At 70.5% G+C, this 26,374-nt stretch carries 21 protein-coding genes and 1 pseudogene; 7 read left to right on the top strand and 15 right to left on the bottom strand.

Annotated elements, in window-relative coordinates; genetic code table 11:
* Positions 1-15: 15 nt before the first annotated feature.
* Positions 16-1,083: an alpha/beta fold hydrolase gene (locus NIE79_RS27525; RefSeq protein ID WP_238681326.1), complete on the bottom strand. Its 1,068-nt coding sequence runs from the start codon at positions 1,081-1,083 to the stop codon at positions 16-18.
* Positions 1,002-1,823, bottom strand: coding sequence for an SAM-dependent methyltransferase (locus NIE79_RS27520; RefSeq protein WP_238681346.1), 822 nt, complete (start codon positions 1,821-1,823; stop codon positions 1,002-1,004). Before NIE79_RS27520 ends, NIE79_RS27525 begins: the two co-directional genes overlap by 82 nt.
* 257 nt (positions 1,824-2,080) lie before the next feature.
* Between NIE79_RS27520 and NIE79_RS27515 the strand changes: the two genes are divergently transcribed.
* The 4 genes from NIE79_RS27515 (at position 2,081) to NIE79_RS27500 (ending at position 8,929) form a co-directional block, all read left to right on the top strand.
* Complete coding sequence (locus NIE79_RS27515) at positions 2,081-5,545, top strand: ThuA domain-containing protein (RefSeq protein ID WP_238681325.1); 3,465 nt, start codon at positions 2,081-2,083, stop codon at positions 5,543-5,545.
* Between the two features lie 482 nt (positions 5,546-6,027).
* Positions 6,028-6,801, top strand: a complete 774-nt coding sequence (locus NIE79_RS27510; protein WP_238681324.1) for an SDR family NAD(P)-dependent oxidoreductase — start codon at positions 6,028-6,030, stop codon at positions 6,799-6,801.
* A gap of 117 nt (positions 6,802-6,918) precedes the next feature.
* On the top strand, positions 6,919-7,563 hold the full coding sequence (locus tag NIE79_RS27505; RefSeq protein WP_238681323.1) for an alpha/beta fold hydrolase: 645 nt from the start codon (positions 6,919-6,921) through the stop codon (positions 7,561-7,563).
* A gap of 73 nt (positions 7,564-7,636) precedes the next feature.
* A complete protein-coding gene (locus tag NIE79_RS27500) occupies positions 7,637-8,929 on the top strand; it encodes a serpin family protein (protein ID WP_238681322.1) in 1,293 nt (430 codons plus the stop codon).
* A gap of 59 nt (positions 8,930-8,988) precedes the next feature.
* Here the strand turns inward: NIE79_RS27500 and NIE79_RS33845 are convergent, their stop codons facing one another.
* Together NIE79_RS33845 and NIE79_RS27480 are read right to left on the bottom strand one after the other, a co-directional pair.
* Positions 8,989-12,060, bottom strand: coding sequence for a S8 family serine peptidase (locus NIE79_RS33845; RefSeq protein ID WP_308193241.1), 3,072 nt, complete (start codon positions 12,058-12,060; stop codon positions 8,989-8,991).
* Positions 12,061-12,287: 227 nt separating this feature from the next.
* Positions 12,288-12,815 (bottom strand): DUF302 domain-containing protein, encoded by a 528-nt coding sequence (locus NIE79_RS27480; RefSeq protein WP_238681321.1) that lies wholly within the window; start codon positions 12,813-12,815, stop codon positions 12,288-12,290.
* Positions 12,816-12,926: 111 nt separating this feature from the next.
* On the opposite strand from NIE79_RS27480, the gene NIE79_RS27475 reads away from it, so the two are divergent.
* A complete protein-coding gene (locus NIE79_RS27475) occupies positions 12,927-14,486 on the top strand; it encodes an acetolactate synthase large subunit (protein WP_238681320.1) in 1,560 nt (519 codons plus the stop codon).
* Between the two features lie 29 nt (positions 14,487-14,515).
* On the opposite strand, the pseudogene NIE79_RS27470 reads toward NIE79_RS27475, so the two are convergent.
* The 11 genes and pseudogenes from NIE79_RS27470 to NIE79_RS27420 form a co-directional block, all read right to left on the bottom strand.
* Positions 14,516-14,707, bottom strand: a pseudogene (locus NIE79_RS27470) (IS982 family transposase); the annotation flags it as partial.
* Positions 14,708-14,848: 141 nt separating this feature from the next.
* Positions 14,849-15,598, bottom strand: a complete 750-nt coding sequence (locus NIE79_RS27465; RefSeq protein WP_238681319.1) for a DinB family protein — start codon at positions 15,596-15,598, stop codon at positions 14,849-14,851.
* Positions 15,599-15,921: 323 nt separating this feature from the next.
* Entirely contained in the window at positions 15,922-17,088 is a 1,167-nt protein-coding gene (locus tag NIE79_RS27460; protein WP_238681318.1) for a purine-cytosine permease family protein, read from the bottom strand.
* On the bottom strand, positions 17,081-17,884 hold the full coding sequence (locus NIE79_RS27455) for a sugar phosphate isomerase/epimerase family protein (RefSeq protein ID WP_238681317.1): 804 nt from the start codon (positions 17,882-17,884) through the stop codon (positions 17,081-17,083). The genes NIE79_RS27460 and NIE79_RS27455 overlap by 8 nt, the downstream gene beginning before the upstream one ends.
* Entirely contained in the window at positions 17,881-19,035 is a 1,155-nt protein-coding gene (locus tag NIE79_RS27450; protein ID WP_238681316.1) for a dihydrodipicolinate synthase family protein, read from the bottom strand. Before NIE79_RS27450 ends, NIE79_RS27455 begins: the two co-directional genes overlap by 4 nt.
* Positions 19,032-20,183, bottom strand: a complete 1,152-nt coding sequence (locus NIE79_RS27445) for a Gfo/Idh/MocA family protein (RefSeq protein WP_238681315.1) — start codon at positions 20,181-20,183, stop codon at positions 19,032-19,034. Before NIE79_RS27445 ends, NIE79_RS27450 begins: the two co-directional genes overlap by 4 nt.
* Positions 20,184-20,221: 38 nt before the next feature.
* The gene (locus NIE79_RS27440) at positions 20,222-20,977 is read right to left on the bottom strand and encodes an ABC transporter ATP-binding protein (protein ID WP_274524747.1); all 756 of its coding nucleotides are present in this window, start codon (positions 20,975-20,977) and stop codon (positions 20,222-20,224) included.
* A 43-nt stretch (positions 20,978-21,020) separates the two neighbouring features.
* Entirely contained in the window at positions 21,021-22,025 is a 1,005-nt protein-coding gene (locus NIE79_RS27435; RefSeq protein WP_238681313.1) for an ABC transporter substrate-binding protein, read from the bottom strand.
* Between the two features lie 23 nt (positions 22,026-22,048).
* Positions 22,049-22,960 (bottom strand): ABC transporter permease, encoded by a 912-nt coding sequence (locus NIE79_RS27430; protein ID WP_238681312.1) that lies wholly within the window; start codon positions 22,958-22,960, stop codon positions 22,049-22,051.
* A gap of 166 nt (positions 22,961-23,126) precedes the next feature.
* Positions 23,127-23,843, bottom strand: coding sequence for a cupin domain-containing protein (locus NIE79_RS27425; protein WP_238681311.1), 717 nt, complete (start codon positions 23,841-23,843; stop codon positions 23,127-23,129).
* The gene (locus NIE79_RS27420) at positions 23,836-24,180 is read right to left on the bottom strand and encodes a cupin domain-containing protein (protein ID WP_091398731.1); all 345 of its coding nucleotides are present in this window, start codon (positions 24,178-24,180) and stop codon (positions 23,836-23,838) included. The genes NIE79_RS27425 and NIE79_RS27420 overlap by 8 nt, the downstream gene beginning before the upstream one ends.
* A 93-nt stretch (positions 24,181-24,273) precedes the next feature.
* On the opposite strand from NIE79_RS27420, the gene NIE79_RS27415 reads away from it, so the two are divergent.
* Positions 24,274-25,347, top strand: a complete 1,074-nt coding sequence (locus NIE79_RS27415) for a LacI family DNA-binding transcriptional regulator (RefSeq protein ID WP_238681310.1) — start codon at positions 24,274-24,276, stop codon at positions 25,345-25,347.
* The gene (locus NIE79_RS27410) at positions 25,344-26,363 is read left to right on the top strand and encodes a phosphotransferase family protein (RefSeq protein WP_238681309.1); all 1,020 of its coding nucleotides are present in this window, start codon (positions 25,344-25,346) and stop codon (positions 26,361-26,363) included. Before NIE79_RS27415 ends, NIE79_RS27410 begins: the two co-directional genes overlap by 4 nt.
* The last annotated feature ends 11 nt before the right edge of the window (positions 26,364-26,374 follow it).

Here is a 26,374-nt window from a genome sequence, read left to right as displayed (position 1 = left end):
CGAATTCCCGATGGTTCAGGACAGAAAGTGGTGCAGCGCCGCGGTCAGGGCGTCGGGGTTCTCCTCGGCGACATGGTGACCGGACTCGATCGAGTGGCCGCGTAGATCGGCAGCCCACGGGCGCCAGATGGCCAGCGGATCGCCGTACAGGTCTTCCAGGTCGTCCCGGGTCGACCACAGCAACAGAGTGGGACAGCGGACGGTGCGGCCGTCACGCCGGTCGGCTTCCTCGTGCGCCCGGTCGACGCCGAGGCCGGCTCGGTAGTCCTCCAGCATGGCCCGCACGGTGGCCGCATCGTGGATGGCCTGCCGGAACTCCTGGTAGTTCTCGGCTCCCATGCTCTCGGGCCGGGCCTTAGCGGCGTACCAGGCATCGGGGTCGGCGGCGATGGCCCGCTCCGGCTTGTCCGGCTGGGCGAAGAAGAACCAGTGGTACCAGTCATGGGCGAACTTCGCATCGCACCGGGCAAGAGCCTCACTGATGGGCACGCCGTCGATGACCACCAGATGACTGACCGAATCCGGGTGATCGAGCGCCAGGCGCAACGCCACGTACGACCCGCGGTCGTGCCCGACCGTCGCGAACCTCGGATGGCCCAGTTTCTCCATCAGCTGGACCATGTCTGCGGCGACCACCCGCTTGGACTGCTGAGAGTGATCAGCGAGAATGTGCGCCTTGCCGGACTGCCCGTAGCCGCGCATGTCGGGGCAGACGACGGTGAAGCCGCGATCAACCAGCTGCGGCGCGACCCGATGCCACGTCGACCCGGTCCGCGGATGTCCGTGAATGAGCAGGACCGCAGGCCCGTGCCCCGCATACCGGACCCGGAGCTCCACCTCCCCGACATCGACCCGCTCGTCCTCGAAACCGTCGAACATGCGCGACAAGTATCCGGTCACCCGCCGAGCAAACATCCGCTCGCCGACGTGAGCGGTTGCGCGGCGCCGGCCACTCGGCAGGCCATCCGCGAATCGGCGACGTCCTCGATCGGCCCAGGCGGTCAGGGCTTGCGGGCCACCGCGCCGTAGATGGAGGCGTCGGCCAGGGGCGGACGCTGCTCCGGTGGCACCTGCGGCCGCCACTCGGTGACCGGGGCGATCCCCGGTTCGGCCAGCTCCAGGCCGGTGAAGAAGCGGGCGAACTCGGCGCGGTCGCGGGGTACGGCGTCCTGCTTCATCCGGCCCGCGGCGAGCTCGGCCTCCATCCGCCTGACTATCTCGGCGGGGAGGTGGTCGGTGGTGAAGTGGGTCAGCGCCAGCCAGCTGCCCGACGGCAGCGCGTCGAGCAGACGGGCGACCTGCTCGTGTGGGCGGTCGTCGTCGGTGAGGAAGTGCGTCACGGCGATCAGCACCAGAGCCACCGGTTGGGACAGGTCCAGTGTGGCGGGCAGCTGCGGGTCGGCGAGGATCTTCTCGGGCTCACGTAGGTCGGCGTCCAGGTAGGCGGTGGCGCCGGCCGGGTCGCTGGTCAGCAGCGCCCGGGCGTGGACCAGCACCATCGGGTCGTTGTCGACGTAGACCACCCGGGAGTCGGGGGCGACCGACTGGGCCACCTCGTGGGTGTTGTCGGCGCTCGGGATGCCGGTGCCGATGTCGAGGAACTGCCGGATGCCGACCTCCTCGGTGAGGAACCGGACCGCCCGGCCGAGGAAGGCCCGGTTCTCCCGGGCGAGCGTGCGTACCCCTGGGTAGACGGCAGCGATCTGGTCGCCGGACTCCCGGTCGACGGCGAAGTTGTCCTTGCCGCCCAACCAGTAGTTGTAGCGGCGAGCCGGATGCACAGTCGTGGTGTCGATCCGGTCGGCACCACGACCCTCGGGCATTTCCGACGTGGACGGCACCGTCACGAGACCTCCCCAGGTCGACGGAACACGCCGCATCCGCCGAGTCACGGCGCGTATCCAGAGGACATCGTAAGCCGTACCCCTGGCCCCGTGGGACCCGCCGACGCACGGACGCCGCCCGGGCGGGAAACCGCTTACCAGAGGGCTATTGACGGTCATCACTGGCTGTCAGTACCGTGATGCGGGCAGCGAGAAAGCGCTTTCCGACCCCTCACCGTCCGACAGGGAGCGCCCCCATGCCCCGACACCTCCGTGCGTTCTGCCTGATCCTGCTCGCCATCGCCACAGTGGTGAGCACCACCACCGCCCTGCCCGCCGAGGCCGCCCCGCGCTTCCGGGTGCTGGTCTTCTCCAAGATCACTAACTTCTACCACGACTCGATCCCGGCCGGCATCGCCGCGATCCAGCAGCTCGGCGCCGCCCACAACTTCGAGGTCGTCGCCACCACCGACGCCGCCGCGTTCACCGACGCCAACCTCGCCACCTTCGACGCTCTCGTCTTCAACAACACCAACAGCCTCCCGACCTCCGGTGACCTGCTCAACGCCAGCCAGCGGACCGCGTTGCAGACGTTCATCCGCAACGGCGGTGGTTGGGCCGGCCTGCACGCCGCCTCGGCCAGCGAACGCGACTGGCCGTGGTACGAGGGCCTGGTCGGCACGATCTTCGACTACCACCCCGACTTCTCGTCCACCGGCGGCACCTTCCCCGGCCGGGTCAAGGTGCTCGACCGGGCGCACCCCTCAACGCGCAACCTGCCGGAGCTCTGGGAGCAGAGCGAGGAGTGGTACAACTGGCGGACCAACCCGACCGGCAACGTGCACACCCTCGCCCAGATCAAGGTGCGCGACGGGATCAACGGCCTGGACGAGGGCGTCGACCACGCGTACTCCTGGTGTCAGCGCTACGACGGCGGCCGGTCCTGGTTCACCGCCGGTGGACACGCCATCTCCCAGTTCAGCACGCCGACCTTCCTGGAGCACCTGCGCTACGGCATCGAGTGGGCGGCCGGCGCGGTCGCCGGTGACTGCTCGGCCACCAAGACCAGCAACTTCGAACGGGTGGGGCTGGTCACCGAGGACCTGGCCGACCCCTTCGAGCTGGCCGTCGGCCCGGACCGGAAGGTCTACTACATCCAGCGCACCGGCGCGCTGAAGGTGGTCAACTCCGACACCCTCCAGGTCACCACCCTGCTGGACTTCGCGTACACCTCGGCGATGACCGACCAGTCCGATGGGCTGCTCGGGATGACACTGGACCGCAACTTCGCCAGCAACGGCTGGATCTACCTGCTCTGGTCGGACAAGACCCTCAAACAGCTCAACCTGTCCCGGTTCACTGTCGCCAACAACAGCGTCGCGCTCTCCTCGGAGAAGCGCCTGCTGACCATCCCCACCTACCGGGGTGAGGGCCGGGCCAACTCGCACATGGGCGGGTCGCTGGCCATGGACGCCGCCGGACGGCTCTACGCGGCGATCGGTGACAACACCGACCCGTTCGCCTCCAGCGGTTACACGCCCGTCGACGAACGCGCCGGCCGCGCCGCCTGGGACGCCCAGGGCACCGCCGGCAACACCAACGACCTGCGTGGCAAGATCCTGCGGATCACCCCGCAATCCGACGGCACGTACACAGTGCCCAGCGGCAACCTCTTCCCGGCCGGCACCGCGAGGACCCGGCCGGAGATCTACGCGATGGGCATGCGCAACCCGTTCCGGATCACCATCGAGCCGCAGACCAACGCGGTGCTGGTGGCCGACTACGGCCCGGACGCCCGCGCCGCCGACCCCAACCGTGGTCCGGAGGGAACTGTCGAGTTCAACCGGATCACCAGCGCCGGCAACTTCGGATGGCCGTACTGCGTGGGCAACAACATCCCGTTCAACGACTACAACTTCGCCACAAACACCTCGGGGGCGAAGTTCAACTGCGCCGCACCGGTGAACAACTCACCCCACAACACCGGCCTGACCACCCTGCCGGCGGCGAAGTCCGCGCTGGTCTGGTACGCGTACTCCGCCTCCAGCCAGTTCCCCGAGCTGGGCACCGGCGGTGGCGGGCCGATGAGCGGCCCGGTCTACGACTACGACCCGGCCAACACCCGCACCACGAAGTTCCCCGAGTACTTCGAGGGCAAGTGGATCACCTACGAGCTGACCCGCAGGTGGTTCAAGACGCTGTCGATCCACAAGACGGCACAGACCTTCAGCAACGCGCGCTTCGGCCCGACCGCCGTGGGTGACCTCCAGTCGATCAACGGGATCTTCGGCAACATGAGCTGGATCCAGCCCTTCGAGGCCGAGTTCGGCCCGGACGGCTCGCTCTACGTCATCGACTTCGGCGAGGGCACCGGCAGCGGTCGCGGCGGCAGCAACGCCGGCGCGGGCATCTACCGGATCGACTACGTCGCCAACGGCCGGCCACCGACAGCGAAGATCGCCGCCACTCCGGACAGCGGACGTACGCCCCTCGCTGTGACGTTCTCCTCGGCCGGGTCGTCCGCCGGTGACGGGTCGCCGCTCAGCTACGCCTGGGACTTCACCAACGACGGCAGCACCGACTCCACAGCGGCCAACCCGAGCCACACCTACTCCACGGCCGGGAAGCACACCGCCCGGTTGACAGTGCGCAACAGCGGCAACGGGTTGACCGCCACAGCGGTCACCGACGTGGTGGTCGGCAACACCCGACCGACGGTGACCATCACAGTGCCCGACGGCGGGTTCTTCGACTTCGGCGACAAGATCCCGTACACGGTGACGGTCACCGACCCGGAGGAGAGCACCATCGACTGCGCCAAGGTGACAGTGCAGACCCAGCTCGGCCACGACTCGCACGCCCACCCGCTGGACGTCTACACCGGCTGCTCCGGTCTGCTCGCCACCGAGGCGGACGCCGGTGACGGCCACGGACCAGGGCAGAACCTCTACACCCTGATCACCGCGCAGTACACCGACGGCGGCGCGGCCGGCGGCGTACCGGCGCTGACCGGCTCGACCCGCGTCCAATTGCAGCCCAAGAGCAAGGAGGCCGAGCACTTCAGCGCCCAGTCCGGCGTCACTGTCAACGACCGGGCCACCGCCCGCGCCGGCAAGCGGCTCGGCGAGGTCGACCACAACGACTGGGTGGCGTTCGGGCCTGCGGACCTGCGCAACGTCGGCTCGGTGACGCTCGGGGTGACCAACGGCGGGCTCGGCGGCACCATCGAACTGCGGACCGGCTCGCCCACCGGCACGCTGATCGGCTCAGCCACCATCGGCTCCACCGGCGGCTGGGACAACCTGGTCTCCCCCACCGTCACGCTGACCAACAAGCCCACCGGCACGACCACCCTGTACGCGAAGTTCGTCAACGCCGCCCAGGTCAACGGCACCCCGGACCTGCTCGCCCTGGACTGGCTGCGGTTCAACGGCGCCGGGGTCAAACAGGAGCCGGGCGGGACGTTGTCCCTGTCCGCCAACCCGACCGGCGGCACCGCACCGCTGACCACCACGCTCACCGCCACGGCGACGGCGCCGTCCGGGCAGAGCATCACCGACTACGCGTGGGACTTCGGCGACAACAGCGCCATCGCGCACGGAGCGACACTACGGTCGACGGCCCACAGCTACCCGCGCAAGGGGACCTTCACCGCCCGGGTGACGGTCACCTACACCAGCGGGGAAACCCGCTCGCTCAACCTGACCATCACGGTCACCTGACCGTCGGGCGATGGCGGGCGGGGGTCGACCCCGTCCGCCGCCGCTGGGTTGATCACTAGACGGTGTTGCGCCCAGACGATCTAGTCCACGGGGCGGGCTCAGGCGTCGGCGCGTCAGATGCTCCAGGCCGCGCCGGTGACGCTGATCGGGGAGCCGGCAACGTAGATCTTGGACAGTTTCCGTTACGCGAGAACGGAAACTGTCCAAGATCTGGTTTGCGGCCGGTAAAGCTGTTCAGGTCGAACCTTGCTGGCCCAGCCCCAAGTCCTCGCGCCGACCTGCCCGCCTCAACCCGATCAATATCGCCACGAGGCGTCCGACCGTTCGACGAGGCTCGGCCCTGGGGTGCCGACGGGCGAGGCCCGCCTGCTGGACGGATCGGCGGCACCGATTCTGGACTTGCGGGTCCAATATCTGCGGGTCACAGTTCGATACGGCGGCGAGCACTGGCCCGACCGTTTCGGAAGCGACGGGGGAAGACAATGGATTTGCAGCTTGCTGGTAAGCGCGCTCTGGTGACGGGTGCGAGCAGCGGTCTCGGCGCGGAGATCGCGGCCGTCCTGGCAGCCGAAGGCGTGGCCGTGGTCGTTCACGGCCGGGACCAGACCCGTACGGAGCAGACCGCCCAGAAGGTGGGCGGTCTGGCCGTGATCGGAGACCTCACCACCGATGTCGGCGCCGAGGCCGTGGCTACCCAGGCCGGTGAGGTGGACATCCTGGTCAACAACGCTGGCGCCTACGATCCCGCATCAGGGTGGTCCGACCTGAACGCGGACGCGTGGGCCGACATGTACAACCTCAACGTGCTCAGCTCGGTCCGCCTGATCCGACATCTGGTTCCCGCGATGCGGGCGAAGGGGTGGGGCCGTGTCATCCAGATGGGCAGCGTGACAGGTGAGGCGCCGTCGGCGGGGCAGCCGCACTACGCAGCCAGCAACGCCGCCCGGCTCAACCTCGCCCGGTCGTTGTCCCGTGACCTCAAGCACACGGGAGTGACCTCCAACGCCATCGCGGCCGGCACCATCCTCGTCCCCACCACCCGCAAGTACCTCATGGAACTCGGCCGCGAGAACGGATGGGGCGAGACGTGGGAGGAGGTTGAGCGCAATGCGGCACCGATTCGCGCTGGCACCGACGTCGGCCGCATCGGAAATCCTCGCGAGTACGCCGACCTCGTCGCCTACCTGGCCAGCCCGGTCTCCGGCTACCTGACCGGCGCCACCCTCCGGATGGACGGCGGCAGGTACGACCGGTAGCCGCGGCGAAGGCCGCCTACTGCCGTCCGGTGACGGTGGGGCGGCGCTCGTCGTCCGTATCCAGTGCATCGTCATCCACAGAGGCGCGTGTCATACCCGTGTGTGAGGCTTCGGGGCATGGCGACGTTCGTTCTGATCCACGGTGGCGGGGGCAGCGCCTGGGACTGGCATCTCCTTGTGCCCGAGCTGACCGGCCGCGGCCACGACGTGGTCGTACCGGAACTGCCGATCGAGGACAGGTCCGCCGGGTTCACCGAGTTCTGCCGGACGGTCGTCGACGCGGTCGGCGACCGGGGAGACCTCGTGGTCGTCGGGCACTCGTACGGTGCGTTCACCGCGCCGCTCGTTGCCGACAAGCTGCCGGTGCGGCTGATCGTCCTGCTCACACCGATGGTCCCCACGCCCGGTGAGAGGCCCGGTGACTGGTGGGCCAACACCGGTTACCGCAGCGCGGACGGGCTCAGCGAGGAGCAGCAGTTCTACAACGGCGTCCCGGCCGAGATCATCGCGGAGGCAGCATCACACAGCCGGAGCCAGGTCAGCGCGGAGGGCGACGAGCCGTGGCCACTGGACGCCTGGCCAGACGTGCCGACGACGGTGCTCCTCGCCCGCGAGGACCGGTTCTTCCCGGCGGACTTTCAGCGCCGGGTTGCCGCCGACCGACTCGGTGTCGTCCCGGACGAAGTCGACGGCGGTCACTGCATGCCGCTCAGCCACCCGAGGCAACTCGCCGACCGCCTGACCGCGTACCTGTTGCCCTGAGGGCGGCACCAGGGCCGTCGCGGTCCGAACCTCCGGGCACCCCAGAAAGGCAGAAATAGGCTACCGTCGATACATGGTCTCGCGTCGATCGGTCCTGCGGGCGGTACCACTTGCCGCCGCTGCCCTTACCGCCGTCCCAGGTGATTCCCGTTGGCTCGGCCCGTCGCCCACCCCGGCGAATGCGGACCGCGTACCAGCCGACCCGGCCACGATGCAGGCCGCCGCTACCGCCGTTCGCGGCTTCACGGCCGACCTCTACCGCACAGTGGCGTCGACCCGGGCCGGCGGCAACGTGGTGTGCGCGCCGTACTCGGTCGGGCTCGCGCTCGCGATGACCAGGGCGGGCGCCGGCTCGACCACTGCGGACGAGATGGACGTGGTGCTACACGCGCCGCATCCGCGCCCCTACGCGCTCGACAGCGGGCTCAACACCGTTGAGCAGACGCTCGCCGGCCGTTACCAGGGCGGTGACGGGATCAAGCAGCCTCGGCTGACCATTGCGAACGCGCTGTGGACACGACTCGACCTGGTCCTGCGGCCCGGGTTCCGGGACGCCCTGGCCGGCTACTACGGTGCCGCGCCGCAACCGGTCGACTTCCGCGGCGCGCCGGAGGTGGCCCGCCAGGAGATCAACACCTGGGTGTCCGATCGGACCAACGCGAAGATCCCGGAGCTGTTGCAGCCCGACGCTGTGGGCCCCGACACCAGCCTGATGCTGACCAACACGATCTACCTCAAGGCGGCCTGGAAGTACCCGTTCACAGTGGCGGCCACGGCGGTGGGACCGTTCACCAGGGATGACGGGACGGTCGTCGACGTCCCGATCATGCGCGGGCCGTTCGACAGGATGGGCTACCTCGAGGGAGACGGGTGGCGCGCAGTCGACGTGCCGTACGCGGGCGACGGGCTTGCCATGGCCATCGTCATGCCGACCCGGGACGATCTCGCCGCGGTCGAGGCGAGGCTCGATGCGGCCTGGCTGGGCGCGTTGCTGACCGGTTTCCAGATCACCGACGTTCAGCTGCGCCTGCCCCGGTGGACGTTCCGCCTGCCGGCCGAGCTGGGTGCCGCGCTGAGCAGCCTCGGCATGCCCACGGCATTCACGTCACAGGCCGACTTCACCGGCATGAGCACCGAACCGGCCCTGTGCATCGACGACGTGGTGCACGAGACGTTCATCGCGGTGGACGAGAAGGGCACCGAGGCCGCAGCCGCGTCGGCTGTCATCGTCCGGCCGCCGTCGATCCCGCAAGGGCCGCAGTTCTTCGTCAACCGGCCATTCCTGTACGTCATCCACGACCGGCTCACCGGCGTACCGCTGTTCCTCGGCCGGGTCCACGACCCGCTGGTCAACGGCCCGGCCTGAACGGTGGTTCCGGGTGTGGGGCGGTGCACATCGGCAGCGCCCCACACCCGGCTGAACTGTTACTGCCAGGAACTCTGTTGGGTGTAGACGAGGTTGCCGGGGACCACAGTGCCGTTGGTGCGGTACTCGGTGTACGCCCAGAAGTCGCCCTCGGCCAGCGGCTTGTTCGGCTTCAGCGTGAAGTTGAAGCCCTGACCGCGCTCCGAGGTGGAGGGCAGTGTGAGGGTGGCACCGGAATACGTCGCGTTACGGCCGATGATGGCGTGGCCCAGCTCGAAGTCGACGACGGGACCACCGGGGTACTGTGCGAACACGTACGCGGTGTAGCGCCCCGGCTCGGGCAGGAACTTGTACGCCTGCTCGGCGCTGGTCCAGAACCTGTCACTGCTGTAGATGAGGGTGTCGCCCTTGTACAGGTAGAGATCGAGGTTCGTGTTCGGATCGGCGGTGTTGGCCTCGACGACAATGCCGGCGGTGTTCGCCGGCACTGTGAAGTCGACCTTCTTCACGCCGGTGGCGCTCGGGTCGAACACGCCGCCGTAGACGCCGGCCGGCATCGAGTACGACGTGCGCCGCATCGGGGTGTATCCGGTGCTGCGACCGACGAGCGACCCGGTGAAGCCCGGCTGGACCATGCCGAAGGCGCCGTTTGTCATCCGGGCGAACTCCTCGCCGTCGTCCGCGTACGGCCGGGCCGAGATGCCCCACGGACGGGCGGCGACCGGGATCCGGGCGCTGTGCGCCTTGCCCTGCCAGGTGATCGACCCGGTCACGTACCGGTCCCAGGGCGCGCTGCCCCGACGCAGCGTGATGGTGACCGTCGCGGACGTCCCGGGCGCCAGGGTCACCGATGCCGGTGACACGGTGACCTTCATGCCGGGCAGACCGGACACCGACGAACGGTAGGTCTCCCGCGCCTTGCCCACATTGGTCAGGGTGCGGGTGAGGGTCACCGGGCGGGTGCCGTCGTACTCCCGCAACGAGATGGCCGGCAGGTTGAGTGCCTTGCCGTCGGGTTCGGCCGTCTGGCTGAACTCGATCAGTTCCGCCGCCGTGGGTTCGATGACCAGTCCCGGGTCGGCGGCTCGGGGCAGATTGATGAATCCGCTGCCCTGGTCGAGGGGGCTGCTGGTGCCGACGGTGTCGGTGGCGGTGGTACGCAGGGCCGAGGCGACCGCGCCGGGTGACCAGTCCGGGTGCGTGGCGCGCAGGATCGCCGCCGCTCCGGCCACGTATGGCGAGGCCATCGAGGTGCCGGAGTACGCGTCGTACTGTCGCCCGAAGTTGCCCGCTGGTGAGACCGCGGCGATGATGTTGGAACCGGGCGCGACCAGGTCCGGTTTGAAGACGCCGAGGGTCACCTTGTCCGGGCCGGTGGAGGAGAAGTCCGCCACGCTCGGTATGCCGGGGACGCTGGAGCCGTCACCGCCGGCGCGCAGCGACACCGTGGCGTCGGTGGGGTGGCGCATCAGGTAGTTGAACAGCGTGCCGGCCTGCTTCTCGGTCGGCAGGTAGACCACCGGGAAGTTGAAGATGGAGTTGATCCGGTAGTTGCCGACCGGGTCGAAGACCACCATCGCCGCCCCGCCCTTGGCCTTGATCTCGGCGGCGGAGCCGAACATGTCGGACAGCGCGCAGGCGACCACCTTCCCCTTTATCTTGGCGGGGTCCAGGCTGCCGGGCTCGCAGTAGACAGCGCCCAGATCCGGCGAGCCGGCCTGTTCACCGAAGACCAGCGGCCGTGCGCCACCGCCGGGCAGCGCGTCCAGCGAGCCGCCGACCAGCTTCGTGCCGTCGCCCAGCTTGGCGGTGGCCTCGTCGAGCTTGGTCACCGCCGCGCCGACAGTTGTCACCCAGGGTGCCGCGTTGCTGATCGCTCCACTCACGATGCCGGTGTTGCCGGCCGATGCCGCCACGAAGACCCCGGCCAGCGAGGCGTTGAGGAACGCCACGCCGATGGGGGTGTTGGCCTCCCAGTCGCCGAGCTGCGAGCCGATCGAGAAGTTCAGCACCTGCACGCCGTCGGCGACGGCCGCGTCGATGCCGGCGATGATGTCGGCGTCGTAGCCCATGCCACCCCAGAGCACCTTGTAGACGGCGATCTGAGCGTCCGGCGCCACGCCGGAGACGGGACCGAAGCGGCGACCGTCGATCGTGACGTTCGAGATCGGTAGGCCGGCTGCCGTGGAGGCGGTGTGGGTGCCGTGCCCGGACGCGTCGCGGGGGGACAGGAACTCACCCTCGGGCACCGAGCCACCGCCGGCGAGCCACGAGTCGGCGAAGTAGCGGGCACCGACGATCTTGCCGTTGCAGTGCTCGGCCACGAAGGCCACGCCGGTCTGGCAGGTGCCGTGCCAGGTCGCGGGAGCGGGCATCTTCTTGGCGAACGACGCGCTCTCCGGCCAGATGCCTGTGTCCAGGACGCCGATCACCATGCCCGCGCCCGTGCCGGGGCCGGGCTTGGCCGGCCGGCCGGTGCGGTCCGTCGGCGCCGACTGCTCCGCACCACTCGGGGTGGCGGGCGTCGGGTTGGCGGCGGTCGCCGTGGTCGCGGTGGGCGGCGCCGAGGGGGTACCGAGGGCCCGGGAGGCGGTGACGGCGCGGACGCGCTTGTCCGCCCGCAACGTGCTCACCTGCTGGGCGGTCAGCTTCGCGGAGAACCCGTTGAAGGCTGCGGTGTAGACGGCGTTGACAGTGACCCTGGCGGCGGCGGTGACGGCGCCGCGCTGCGTGTCGAGGTGCCGGCGGTACGCCTGCGCCGGCGTCGACGTCACGTCCAGCCGGTTACCCGCCGCCGGGCGGGTCCGCGCCAGACCGGACACCCCACCGGTGTACGTGGTCAACGGGTCTTCGGCCAACTCGACGACGTACATGCCGGAGCCGGTCTCGTCGACGGCTGCCTTCGGCGTGGCCGCACGGTTGCCGCCGGGTCGACGGTCGGCCCCGTCGGTCAGGGTGACCTTACGGTCGGACCCGGCGGTGAAGTAGCCGGCGCCGCTGCCGTTGCCCGACGACCCCGCAGGTGCCGCCGACGCCGTTCCCGCGATACCGGTGGTGCCGGTGATCAGGGCGACGACCAGCGTAGGTAGCGCCAGTCTTCGCAGCCTGTTTCCGCTCGTGCCTGTAGCCACGAGGCTCCTTTCGGTTGCTCCCTTGTGGAGCTGTGCATCGATCGCGACCCGCTCATGGGAGCGCTCCCCCACCTAAGCCGCCGATGGTTAATCGATGGTTTGCACGGTGTTACGGATCGCCGGTGCGTATAAGATCACGTTCTGCCGGCCGCGCCTAGATCACTTTTCCCGACGACGCCGGAGCAGGGCGTACACCCCGGCCAGGGCCAGCCCGAGCAGCGGTTGCCCTAGTCGGACAGACCCGCCGGCACGGGCACCTCGAGGTACGCCAGGAGGGCGGCGACCTCACTGTCGAGTTCCAGGCCCACCTCGTGGATGGCGTCCACCCCGAAGGAGCCGAACGCGTGACTGGGTTGCTCGATGACGAAGCGTGCTCCACCGTCGGGGCCGTCGCTGATCAACGTGCGCAGCGGCGCGTACAGCATGACCGCCGGGTCGTGGCGGAACATCCGCTCGGCCGTGGTGTGGTTGCCCATCAGGTATTCGACGCAGTGCCTGGGGTCGCCAGCAAGGTTCATCATCGGTCGCAGGTCGCCGCTGCTCCAGTAGATGAGGAAGGCGTGCGGCGCGCGGTCGCGCATGAGGGCTAGGACATCGTCCCAGGGCGCGTTACGGGCCACCAGCGCGTTGAACGCCGTCGCGTCGTAGGCCGGGACGGCCGCCTCATACTGCTGCCGAAATTCCTCGAACGAGCGGTCGATGCTGATGTCCAGGCACCGGGCCCGGTGGCGACGTTCGACCCATCCCCGTCCCATCGGCCCCCCTCTTCACCTACCGGTCTACTTCGCCGAACCTAGCAGCACTAGTCCGAAATGCGAGTTTAGTATCGAATCACTGCTGATCGGACCGGCGATGGGGTGACGTGTGTGAACGGCGCGGAAGCACTGCTGCGGACACTGGTCGACGGCGGGGTCGAGGTGCTCTTCACGAACCCCGGCACCACCGAGCTGCACCTGGTCGGGGCGCTTGAGTCGGTTCCCGAGCTGCACGGCGTACTCGCTCTCTTCGAGGGCGTGGTCAGCGGCGCGGCCGACGGTTACGCCCGGATCGCGGGCAAGCCCGCCGCGACGCTGCTGCATCTCGGGCCCGGTCTCGCGTACGGCCTGACGAACCTGCACAACAGCCGCCGCGCCAACTCGCCGGTGGTGAACATCGTCGGGGACCACGCGACGTTCCACACCGCCTTCGACCCACCGTTGAACTCCGACATCGCCGCCCTCGCGGGATGGCTGCGCGGTCCCGTCCGCCGCCCCGAGGACGCCGCCGGCGCCGGCCCGGACGCCGCAGCCGCCCTCGCCGCCGTCCTGGAGCCACCCGGACACATCGCCACCGTGATCATGCCGGCGGACGTGTCCTGGTCCGACGGAGGCACGGCCGGCGCTCCCGTACGGTCCCGGCCGACGCCGACCGTCGAGCAGGAGACGATCACGCAGGTCGCGGAGACTCTCCAGAGCGGCGAGACGACAGCACTGGTGATCGGCGGACCGGCTCTGCGGGAGGCGGGCCTGCTGGCAGCGGGCCGCATCGCCGCGGCGACCGGTGCACGGGTCTTCCAGGAGCTCTACTCCAACCGGGTCGAACGAGGGGCGGGCCTACCCGCGTTCTCCCGGCTCGGCTTCTATCCCGACCAGGTGCTCGACCAACTGCACGGGGCGCGGCACGTCGTCGTCGCGGGCACCAAGGCACCGGTCTCGCTCTTCGCCTACCCCGACCAGCCGAGCCTCCTCGTACCCGAGGGCGCACAGACGCACGTCCTGGCCGAGGTCGGTCAGGACGCCGTCGCCGCGCTGATCCGACTCGCCGACCTGGTGGCACCGGACGCGGCCGCCCCGGTTACCGACCCACACCGACCGGCACTACCCACCGGCGCACTCACAGTGGAGAACTGGGCCGACGTCATCGCGGCGCTGCTACCCGAACGGGCCATCATCATCGACGAGTCCGTGAGTTCCGGCACCGCCCTCGCCGCCGCCACCGCCGGCGCTCCCCGACACGACGTGCTGATGCAGACCGGTGGCGCCATGGGCGACGGCCTGCCGCTGGCCGTCGGCGCCGCCGTCGCCGCACCCGACAGACCGGTGGTGGCGCTGGTGGCCGACGGCTGCGTCATGTACACCGCCACCGCGCTCTGGACCCAGGTACGCGAGCGGTTGAACATCACCAACGTGATCCTCAACAACCACGGGTACGCGATCCTGCGCCAGGAGTGGGGATACTTCAGCAAGCAGCCGGGCTCGGCCAACCCCGACACCAATCCGCTGTTCGACCTGACCAACCCTCAGATCGACTTCGTCGGGCTGGCGAACGCGTTCGGGATGCCCGCCACCCGCGCCACCACCGCCGAGCAACTCGCGGAGCAGTTCTCCGCCGCACTGAACCAGCCGGGCCCGCACCTCATCGACGCCACCATTCCGCCCGCCGCCTAGATCGTTGACCGGTAATTCTGGGCAGGTCATCAATGGTCGTAGGCGATCAAGGAGCGTTTGACGGGTGCGTCGATGGTCCAGTTGTGCCAGATCGCGGCGTTGAGGGCGAGCAGGCGTTGCAGGACACGGGTCCATAGGCCGGCCGGTACCCGCCCGCCGTGTTGTTCCAGGCCGAGTTGGCTCTTCAACGTCCAGATGATCGCTTCGATGCGTTGGCGTAGCCAGTTCGGGAAGGGTGTCCAGGTCGGCGATCATGTAGGACTCACGGTCGACGTGTGTGAGAACGTCGATCCGGGACACCCTTCATCCGTCTGTCACGCAACCACCGCGACGTGTCACACCTACCAGGACCTCCCGGAGCATCACGCATACTCCTGTTCCAGGATGGCCAGGTCGCGGTCGGCGAACTGCACGTGTGCCCACTGGTCGCTGAAGATGACTTGCAGGCACTTGACCGCCGTACGTTCGGCGGGCGGCGGGCAGCCGATCGCGGTGTTCGGCCCCCGCACGCGGTCCAGCTCCTCCTGCGTGACCTGCGCCAGATATGCGCGCAGATCGGCGATCCGCTCGGCGCGCACGGCGAGGATTTCGCCGAGGGTGGGCGCGGCCGACTCGTCGATGCCGAACTCGGTGCCGTTGGTGGTGAACGATGCGGGTACGCCGATCGGATGGAACGGGTTCGGGCGAAGGGCCGCCGCGTGGCCATACCAGGCGTCCACGACGAAGATCGTGTGGCGCAGGGTCTGGGCGAGCGACCATTCGTCGTTCACTGATCTGTGGACGGCTTCCTCTGGCAGCACGCTTGCGCGTCGCAGCGTCGCTTGCCACAGCTCCTCGATGACATCCACCGCATCGCGCATCGTCTCGGGTGTGGTTGGCTGCAGTCGAAGCCGTTCGGGGTGCAGGCGATCCAGCTCGGCCTCGATCAATGGCATGACCTCCACGCCGTTGACGCGCAGGCCGTCGATCGCCCCGTCGATGTCGGCGTCCAACAGCAGCACGCCACGCATCCGGGCGCCGCTGAGATCCACCTCGCGGAAGGTTGCGCTGGCCATTGACAGGTCGATGAACTCCGCACCCTCGTAGTCGGGCTGCTGCACGAATCGCGTCATCGGCACATCGTAGGGGCCCGGTACGACAAGACCACCAAATCAAGATCCCAGCATTGGGCTGCCCGGAGGTTTCCGGACAGGGGTTCCATTCGGGACCATTGACCGGGAGCGGAGGAGATAGTAGTGGCACGAGTGAAGAGGAGAAATACCGGTCAACGATCTAGGTCACGACAACCCAGGGCAGGAGCCGACAGTACACAGCGGGCACCTCTTCCCTGCGCAACGGCCGAAGGCGCCATCGCGGTTTTCTTCTGTCCAACGCCAGTAGGTTGAGGAAATGCGCGCCCTCACCGACTACATCAAGCCGCGCGACTGACTCGTGGTTATTGGCATGTGCCATTCAGGCGCCGCCAACGCAGTGTGAGTACTCCGGCGACGGCCAGCCCGAGCAGCGGGGCGGCGCCCACCCCGGCGAGCGTGCAGGCCACCGCGAGCAGCGCCGGCGGCACCCAGCACCAGGCCGGCACGGTACGCGGGGCCCGACCGCGCCGACGGGCCGCGGCTTCCACTGCCATCGGCACCACCAGCACCGGCAACGCGGCGGCCAGCACTGTCAGCCAGGGCAGCACCAGACGGTCGAACCGCGCCACCGCCAGCATCCCGCCGAGCACCGCGACGACCAGCATCGCCGCCCGCGCCGGCAGGCGGGGGGCGAGGCCCCGCAACGCCAACGAGCCGGAGTAGGTGGTGGTCAGCGCCGCCGCGAAGACCGCCACCGCGACGAACAGATTCGCGTACGCGGCCAGCCCCGACCCGGCGGCGAGCAGCGCGACCACGTCGGCCGAGCCGGTCCGTAACCACAGGCCGGCGCCGGCGAGCACCCCGAGCAGCGCCGGCCCGATCAGCAGCCCCACGCACCAGGCCAGGTCCCGCCTTCGGGAAAGACCCACGCTGAAGTCCGGTGCCCGCAGCGCGAACACTGCCGCGTACCCGATCAGCGCGGCGGCGTCGGCGAGCCCGCCGCCGGCGAGGCGGACCGGCGCGCCGGGTGGTGGCAGCACCGCCAGGCACCAGCCGACCAGCACCACCGCGCTGAGCGTGGTGACCACAGCGACCCGGTTGCCGAGCCGGGCCGGCGCCCAGGAGACGGCGAGGACCGCCATCTCCAGCAGCACCGGCCCGGCCCAGCCCGGCAGGTGGGTCAGCGCGGCCAGCGAGGCCCCGCCGAGCCCGACGTTGAACCCGTTCCAGCCGACCATCGACACGGCCAGCACCGCCGCCAGCAGCAGCCGCGAGGTGTCCCCCAGGTACGCGGGCAGGACCGCGGTCAGCGTCCCGCCGTCGCCGAGCGGTCGGCGCAGCCCGATCCGGCCCTGCCCCCAGAGCAGGGCCGCCATCAGCGCCCCGCCGACCAGCAGCCCGGCCACCGGCACCGCGCCTTCGTGTCGGGCGGCCATCGCCGCGCCGAGCACCAGCGTGGCGGGTGCGGTGCCGATGCCCAGCCAGGCGCCGACCGCCGCCGGCCACCGCCGTTCGGGGACGTCAGACAACGTGGCGCAGGTAGCCGGCGATCGCCGCGTCGAGCACCTCCGCGCCCGGACGCGCCCACACCTCGGCGGAGAAGACCTCCACCTCGATCGGGCCGACGTAGCCGGCCGCGTCCACCGCCTCGCGCAGCCGACGCAGCTCGATGCAGCCGTCGCCGGGCAGCGCCCGGCCGAGCAGCACCCCCTCCGGCAGCGGGGTCACCCAGTCGCAGACCTGGAACGCGGCGATCCGGGTGGCGGCCCGCGCGATCTGCGCGTACACCGTGTCGTCCCACCAGACGTGGTACGCGTCGACGACCACGCCGACCACCGAGGGGTCGAACCGCTCGGCGATGTCCAGCGCCTGGCCGAGGGTGGCGATCACGCACCGGTCGGCGGCGAACATCGGGTGCAGCGGCTCGATGGCCAGCCGTACGCCGGCGGCCTCGGCGTGTGGGGCCAGCTCGCCGATCGCGTCGGCGACCCGCTGCCGGGCACCGTCGACGTCCCGGCTGCCGGCCGGCAACCCACCGGAGACCAGCACCAGTTCCGGAGCTCCGAGGACGGCGGCCTCCTCGATGGCCAGCAGGTTCTCCGCGCGCCAGTCGTCGGCGGAGAAGAACCCGCCCCGGCACAGCGAGGTGACGGTGAGGCCGGCGTCGCGGACCAGTTTCGCCGAGCGGGCCAACCCGTACCCGGCCACCGGCTCCCGCCACAGGCCGATGCCCGGCACGCCGGCCGCGACGCACCCGGCCACCACCTCGGGCAGCGGCCAGCGCTGGGTGGTCGCCTGGTTGAACGAGAAGCGCGCGAGGCTCATTGCTCCACCCCCGCCACAGTGAAGAAGGCCCGGGCGCGGGCGGCGGCCAGGTCGGCGTCGGGCAGCAGCCCGGCCGCGTCGGCCAGGGTGAGCAGGGTGGCCAGGTGCGCGGGGGACCGGCCGGACTGGGCGCCGCCGACCATCGTGAAATGGTCCTGGTGTCCGGCCAACCAGGCCAGGAACACGATCCCCGTCTTGTAGTGCCAGGTCGGCGCCGCGAACAGGTGCCGGGCCAGCGGCACTGTGGGCCCGAAGATCTCGTCGTACGCCGTCAGGTCCCCCCGGTCCAGCGCGGCCAGCGCGGCGGCGGCGGCCGGCGCGATGGCCGCGAACACCCCGAGCAGCGCGTCGGAGTGACCCACCTCGTCACCGCGGATCAGCTCCGGGTAGTGGAAGTCGTCACCGGTGTAGAGGCGCACCCCGGCCGGCAGGCGGCGGCGCAACGCCACCTCCCGGTCGGCGTCCAGCAGCGACACCTTGATGCCGTCCACCTTGGACTGGCGCGCCTTGATCAGCTCGATCACCGTGTCGGCGGCCAGGTCCAGGTCGACAGCACCCCAGTAGCCGGTCAACGCCGGGTCGAACATCGGGCCCAGCCAGTGCAGCACCACCGGTTCGTCGGCGGCGCCCAGCAGCTCGTCGTACACCCGCAGGTAGTCCTCCGGGCCGCGCGCGGCGGCGGCCAGGTGCCGGCTGCACATCAGCACCGGTCGGGCCGCGGCGGCGCGGACGTCGTCGAGCTGCTCGGCGTACGCGGCGGTGACCGCCGCCACTGTGGCCGGGCCGACGGGCAGTTGGTCGGTGCCGACTCCGGCGACGATCCGCCCGCCCACCGCGCGGGCCTCGGCGGCGCTGCGCCGGATCAGCTCCCGGGTGGCCGGGTAGTCCAGCCCCATCCCCCGCTGGGCGGTGTCCATCGCCTCGGCGACCCCCAGCCCGTACGACCAGAGGTGCCGCCGGAAGGCGAGGGTGGTGTCCCAGTCCACCGCCGCCGGGGCACCCGGCACGTTCTCCGAGCGCGGGTCGGCGACCACGTGCGCGGCGGCGTACGCGATCCGGCTGGTCGCCGGCGCGTCCGGTCGGGCGAAGCCGCTCCCCCCGGCCAGCCGGTGCCGCCGCCCACCGGGCAGCATCACCTCGGCGGCGGTCATGAGCGCAGCTCCGGCACCTCGATGCGACCACCCTCGCGGGCCGAGCGCAGCCCCAGCTCGGCGAGCTGCACACCGCGCGCGCCGGCCAGGAAGTCCCACCGGAACGGCTCGTCGGCCACCACGTGCCGCAGGTACGCCTCCCACTGCACCTTGAAGCCGTTGTCGAACTCCTCGTTGTCGGGTACCTCGGCCCACTGGTCGCGGAAGTCCTCGGTGGCCGGCAGGTCCGGGTTCCACACCGGCTTCGGGGTGACCGCCCGGTGCTGCACCCGGCAGTTGCGCAGGCCGGCGACAGCGCTGCCCTCCGTGCCGTCGACCTGGAACTCCACCAGTTCGTCGCGGTACACCCGCACGGCCCAGGACGAGTTGATCTGCGCGATCATGCCGCCGTCGAGTTCGAAGGTGGCGTACGCGGCGTCGTCGGCGGTGGCCGCGTACGGCTGACCGGCCTCGTCGACCCGTTCGGGCACGTGGGTGGCGGTCACGCAGGAGACGGCCGTGACCCGGCCGAACAGCTCCTCCAGCACGTAGTGCCAGTGCGGGAACATGTCGACAACGATGCCGCCGCCGTCCTCGGCCCGGTAGTTCCACGACGGTCGCTGAGCGGGCTGCCAGTCGCCCTCGAAGACCCAGTACCCGAACTCACCGCGCACCGAGAGGATCCGGCCGAAGAAGCCGCCGTCGATGAGGCGCTTGAGCTTGCGCAGACCGGGCAGGAACAGTTTGTCCTGCACGACACCGGTGCGGACGCCGGCCGCGTCCGCCGCCCGGGCCAGGTCGAGAGCGGCCGCGGTGTCCTCGGCCAGGGGCTTCTCCGTGTAGATGTGCTTGCCGGCCTCGATGGCCTGCCGGATCGCCTTCTCCCGTTGCTGGGTGACCTGCGCGTCGAAGTAGATCTCGACGTCGTCGCGGGCCAGCGCCGAGGTCAGGTCGGTGGTCCACTCGGTCAGCCCGTGCCGCTCGGCGAGCTCCCGCAGCTTCGTCTCGTTGCGCCCGACCAGGACCGGTTCCGGCCAGATTGTGGTGCCGTCGGCCAGCGCCACACCACCGGATTCGCGGATGGCCAGCAGCGACCGGACGAGATGCTGCCGGTAGCCCATCCGTCCGGTCACGCCGTTGACGATGATGCCGATCGACCTGCGGGTCATGGTGTTCCTTCCGTCGTGCTGGTCGTGCCGATCCGCGCTCAGTGGTTGGCGGCCGCGCTGCCGAGCAACCCACGCAGGTCGGTGGCGAGCCGGTCGAAGCGGGGATCCGACATCACCTGCGCGTAGTCGCGGTGCGCCGGCAGCTCGACCGGGAAGGTGCGGATGATGCGGCCGGGCCGGGGACTCATCACCACGACCCGGGTGCCGAGGAAGACCGCCTCGGCGATGGAGTGGGTGACCAGCACCACTGTGGTCCCGGTCTCCCGCCAGATCCGGTGCAGTTCGGCGTTCATCTGCTCGCGGGTCAGCGCGTCCAGGGCGCCGAACGGTTCGTCCATGAGCAGCACCGGCGGGGAGTGCAGCAGCGCGCGGCAGAGTGCCACCCGCTGCTGCATGCCGCCGGACAGCTCGTGTGGCAACGCCTTCTCGAAGCCGGTCAGGCCGGTCATCTCGATCAGCTCGTCGGCGCGGCGGGCGGCCTGCGTCCGGTCCATGCCGCGCATCTCGGCCTGGAGCAGGATGTTGGCTCGGGCGCCGCGCCACTCCAGCAGCGCGGCCTTCTGGAAGACGAAGCCGATCTCCTTCTGCGGGCCGCGCACCGGGCGTTCCAGCAACGACACCTCGCCGCTGGTCGGCTTGACCAACCCCGCGACGATCTTCAGGAGAGTGGACTTGCCGCAGCCGGACGGGCCGACGATCGTGACGAACTCGCCCGGCTCGATGTCCAGCGACACGTCGTCCAACGCTGTGGTCTGCGACCGCCGGGTGGTGAACCGGACGGTCAGCCCGGACATGCCGATGGCGGTGCCGGTGGCTGCCGGCGCGGCGGTCACCGGGTCACCCCTGCGCCGCGTACGAGGAGTCCCAGTACGCGCTGGGCGCTCCCGGGTCCTTCAGCTCGGCGTAGCGGGACATCAGGTCGATGGTCTCGGTCCACTGGGCCTCGGTGTTCACCCCGGGCGGGCCGTCCGCGCCGATCAGCGGCATGTTGAGCGTGAGCTGCTTGGTGAGCACCTCGGGCGCCGGCTCGTTCTCGGCCAGAGCCGTCATCGCGCTCACCGCTCCGGCCGGGTCCCGGGCGGCGTCGGCCCAGGACTTCTGGGTGGCCCTGACGAACTTGCGGACCAGCTCCGGGTCCTTCTGCAGGGTCTGGGTGTTGGCGATCAGGCCGGTGCCGAGCAGGTTCATCCCATAGTCGGCGAAGAGCAGCACGTCGACCTTCTTGCCGGTCTTGCTCTCGATGGTGGGCGCCTGGTCGTGGAAGAAGCCCATGATGGCGTCGACCTTGCCCTCGGCCAGGGCGGCGATCTTGCCGGCGGCGTCGACGTTGACCACCTTGACGTCGTCCTTCTTGAGGCCGTTCTTCTCCAGCCAGGCCGGGAAGGTGGCGTAGAGGGCGTCGCCGGGGGTGCCGCCCACGGTCTTGCCCTTGAGGTCGGCCGGGGTCTTGATGTTCTCCTCGGTGAAGAACTCCACCGAGGAGGGTCCCTTCTCCAGGTACGCGCCGAGGCTGCGCACCGGCATGCCGCTGGCCACCGACTTCAGCAGCACCGGGCTGTCCGCCCAGCCGAAGTCGGTCTGCTTCTGGGCGACCTGCTTGACGGTGTTGCCCGAGCCGTTGCCGGGCAGGATCTTCAGGTCGATGCCCTCGGCGGAGTAGTAGCCCTTCTGCAGGCCGTAGTAGAAGGGCGCGTGCTCGCCGTAGGGCACCCAGTTGAGGGTGAGGGTGACCTGCTTGCTGCCGTCGGCGTTGGTGCTGCCGGCGTTGTCGTCTCCACCGCAGCCGGTAGCGGCGAGGAGCAGGGCGGCGGTGGCCAGGATGGTGGTGGCGGTGCGTTTCATCGGTGCCTCCGTGATGGGGTCGGTCAGGAGGTGGTGAGGGACACGCCGGCCCGGCGGCTGGCGTGCCACGGGATGAGCAGTGCCTCGGCGATCTCGACCAGGACGAACAGGACGATGCCGATGGCGGACATCAGGATCAGGTCGGCGAACAGCAGCGGGGCGTCGAGGTTGCCGTTGGCCAGCAACAGGACGTAGCCGAGCCCTTCGCTGGCGCCGACGAACTCGCCGACCACGGCACCGACCACGGCGAGGGTGACGGCCACCTTCAGGCCGGCCATCAGGTGCGGCAACGCGTTCGGGAAGCGGATCTTGCGGAAGGTGCGCCACGGCCCGGCGCCCATCGTGGCGGCGAGGTCGAGCAGCTCCGGGTCGGTGGAGCGCAGCCCGGCCACGCCGGAGATGACCACCGGGAAGAACGCGATGAGCACCGCCAGGATGATCTTCGGGGTGAGGCCGAGGCCGAACCAGACCACCAGCAGCGGCGCGATGGCGATCTTCGGAATGACCTGTGCGAACAGGACGATCGGGTAGAGCGCCTTGTCCAGGGTGCGGGAGTAGGCGATGGCGACAGCGGTGACCAGACCCAGCGCGGCGGCCAGCACGAAGCCGAGCACCGTCTCGTAGAGGGTGACCAGCGTGTGCCGGGCCAGCTCGGACCACTGGGTGGTCATCGTCTCCCAGACCTGGCCGGGGGTGGGCACCAGGTAGTTCGGGACGTACTCCCGGGCCGCCACGAACCACCAGGCGGCGAAGAAGACAGCGAGCACCAGCGCCGGGCGCCAGAGCGAGTCGGCGAACACCACCACTCGGCGGCCGAGCGTGGGACGCGGTGGACGGCCGCCTGCGGGCGGCGCCTTCGCCACAGTGGACGAGATCGGGCCGTCGGGGCCGACGGCGGCCTGCCGGCCCGCCGTGTCCAAAGAGTTCTCGGTCACGCGGAACCTCCTCGGGGGCCCGGCACGGCACCCATGGACCGGGCCGGTCGGCGGATCAGGCAAACGCTTTCCTGGAGCGTAGGCGGCCCCCTCACGCCGGGCAAGGCCTTTCCTCGATCAGTTTCCACCGATGCCTGGCAGCCCGACAACTGTCCCGGAGGGACTGTCAGCCGGCCGCCGGATAGGTGTCGAGCAGGCCGCACATGCCCAACCGGCCCCGCTCGACCGGCTCGGCCACCGCGTACACCCCGGCGTCGCCCAGGTGGCCGGGATCCCCCCGCTCCAGGGCGTCGAGCTGTCCGGCGGTGTCGGCGGCGGCGCGGCCGGCGCCGGCCTCCCACCGCTGCCGCCACCGCGCCAGCAACGGCTGGCGCAGGGCGATCGCGGTGGCGTGGAACGCGGCCAGCGCCGCCGGACCGCCGGACCGCAGCGCCTGGAAGCCGGTCACCGCCAGATCCCGACGGCGGTACGCGGCGTGCACGTCCGCACCCGGCGCTCCCCCGTCGGGCAGTGCCGCCGCCGTGGCGTACGCGGCCGGGTCGGCCAGCACCTCGGGTGGAAAGGTCAGCACCGCGTCGCCGGCCTCGGGCAGGCCGCTGTTCTGCATGAGCACGACGATGCTCAGCCCGCCCCCGTTGACCAGGCGGTGCACGGTGCCCGGCTCGAACCAGACCACCACCCCCGGCCGCAGCGGCGTCTCCCGGTAGCCGGCAGTGGTCAGGGTCTGCACCACGCCCTCGCCGTCGGTCACCACGTACCCCTCGGTGCAGCACAGGTGCACGTGCGGGGTGCCGCCGACCAGGCCGTCCGGGGCCACTGTGTCGTAGACGCGCAGCCGGGACACCCCGACCCCGCCGGGCAGGGGTGCCGGCCGATCACGCATCGAAGTACTCGTCGGTGTCGTCCGCGGCCGGTAGGGACACCAGCAGCACCGTGAGGTCGCCGATGGCCCGGTGCCGGCAGCCCGGCTTGATCAGGAACGCGGACATCGGTCGGGCGGGGTGACGGACGCCGTCCAGCTCGATCTCGCCCTCACCGGCGAGCACGACGTAGTACTCGGTGGCGATCCGGTGGTGGTGGGTCACCGCGTCCTGCACCTGGAGCAGGTGCACGCTGGCCTGGCCCTCGCTCTCGGCGATGAAACCCCGGCGGGTGGTCCCACACGAGCAGCGCCGGGCGGGAAGGTCGTCAAGTTGAAGTACCGCGAAGCGATCGGACACGGCCGGGCCTCCCTGCGGGAAAGGGCTTTCTCTGCGGTACGGTGACGCTAGCCGGCACGACGAAACGCCGTCAACAGATCGAGGGGGCGGGCCATGGCGACCCTGTCCGATGTGGCCCGCCGAGCGGGCGTCTCGCCCGCCACCGCCTCCCGCGTCATCAACGGCAGCAGCAAGCCGGTCACCGACGAGCTGCGCGAACGGGTGCTCGCCGCCGTCGCCGAGTTGCAGTACGTGCCGAACGCGCACGCCCAACTGCTGGCCCGCTCGCACCGCAGCGCGGTCGGCGTGATCGTGCACGACGTCTCCGACCCGTACTTCGCCGAGATCACTCGCGGGCTGCAACGGGTCGCCACCGACCAGGGTCGGCTGCTGATGATCTGCAACAGCTACCGGGACCCGGACCGCGAGCTGGAGTACGTGGAGCTGCTGCGCGGCCACCAGGTGGCGGCGCTGATCCTGGCCGGCTCGGGCTACCACGACGAGGCGTTCACCCGGCAACTCAACGAGAAGCTCGCCGCGTACGAGGCCACCGGCGGGCGGGTGGCGGTAATCGGTCGGCACGAGCACTCCGGGGACGCGGTGATGCCGGACAACCGGACCGGCGGCTACCTCGCCGGGCGGGAGCTGTGCGGTCTGGGGCACCGGGCGATCGGAGTGGTCGCCGGCCCGCGCATCCTGACCACCACCACCGACCGGCTCGCCGGCCTCCGGCAGGCCCTCACCGAGCAGGGCCGCGAGCTGCCCGAACCGCGCATCAGGTACGCCGAGTTCGACCGCGACGGTGGTGCCGAGGCCACCGCCCGACTGCTCGACGCCGACCCGGAGCTGACAGCGATCGTGGCGCTCAACGACTCGATGGCCATCGGCGCACTCGCCACAGTGCGCGCGCGTGGGTTGGCAGTGCCGCAGCAGATCTCGGTGCTGGGTTTCGACGACATGCCGATCGCCCGGGACGTGACCCCGGCACTGACCACAGTGCGACTGCCCCTGGTCGACATGGGTGTGCGGGCGATGTCCCTGGTGCTCGGCGTCGGCGCCCCGACACCCCGGGTCGAGGTGCTCCCCGCCGAACTGGTCCGCCGTGACACCGCCGGTCCCGTCCCACTGTCCACCCGCGCCACAGCGGGTTCCGCGCCACGCGCGCGGCGAGGTGACACCACGTCGTGACCGGTGCCAGCCCGACCCAGCGGCCCCTCACGCGCGCCGATGTGGCGTACCTGGTCGGTGCGTCGTTCGGGTCACACACCCGGGTTCGGGACGCCGGTCCGCTGGCCGGCGGCGGATACGCGACGGTCTGGTGGGCGCTGCTCGACGACGACCGTCGGGTGGTGCTGAAGCTGGCTCCGCCGGCCGGAACGCCGCTGCTGCGCTACGAGCGCGGGCTCTGCGCTGCCGAGGAACGGTACTTTCGGCTCGTCGCGCAGCGGGCGCCGCAGGTGCCCGTCCCCCCGGTGCTCTGGCGCGGCGCCGACCCGGCGTACGGCGAGTGGTTGGTCACCGCGACGCTGCCCGGCCGGTCGTTGTCCGACCTGGCCGAGGCCGGTGTCGTGGTCGACGACGGCCCGGCGCGCCACGACCTCGGTGTGGCTCTCGCCGCGTTGCACCGGGTGACCGGTGAGCGGTTCGGGTACGACGACGACCGGGCCGGCGGGCCTACCTGGCGGGCGGCGTTCACGGCGATGCTCGACGCGCTCCTGGCCGACGCTGTCGACTGGGACGTCCGACTGCCGGTGACCCCGGAGCGCCTTCGCGCGCTGGTGGGGCGGCACGCCGCCGTGCTCGACGAGGTGCGCCGACCGGCGCTGCTGCACTTCGACTGCTGGGACGGCAACGTGCTGGCCGCACCCGACGAGGACGGCCGGTTGCGGCTGCGCGGCCTGGTGGACGGCGAGCGGTTCCTCTACGGCGACCCACTGCTGGACCTGGTCTCGCCGCTGCTCTTTCGACGCGTCGAGGACGAGCCGGAGCACCCCCTGCTGCGCGGTTACCAGGCCGGCGCACCCGAACCGTTGGTGCTGAACGCCTCGGCCCGCCGCCGGCTCGGCCTCTACCGGTTGCACCTGTACCTGCTGATGACAGTGGAGATGCCCAGCCGTGGGATGACCCCGCGCAGCCATCCCGGCCGGTACGCCCGGCTGGCGGCCCTGGTCGACGAGGAGCTCGCCGCGCTCGCCTCGGGCTGACGGCCCGGCGC

The organism is Micromonospora trifolii (genome assembly GCF_022229005.1).
GTDB classification, from domain to species: domain Bacteria; phylum Actinomycetota; class Actinomycetes; order Mycobacteriales; family Micromonosporaceae; genus Micromonospora; species Micromonospora trifolii.
This window is presented reverse-complemented; position numbering and strand designations above follow the sequence as displayed.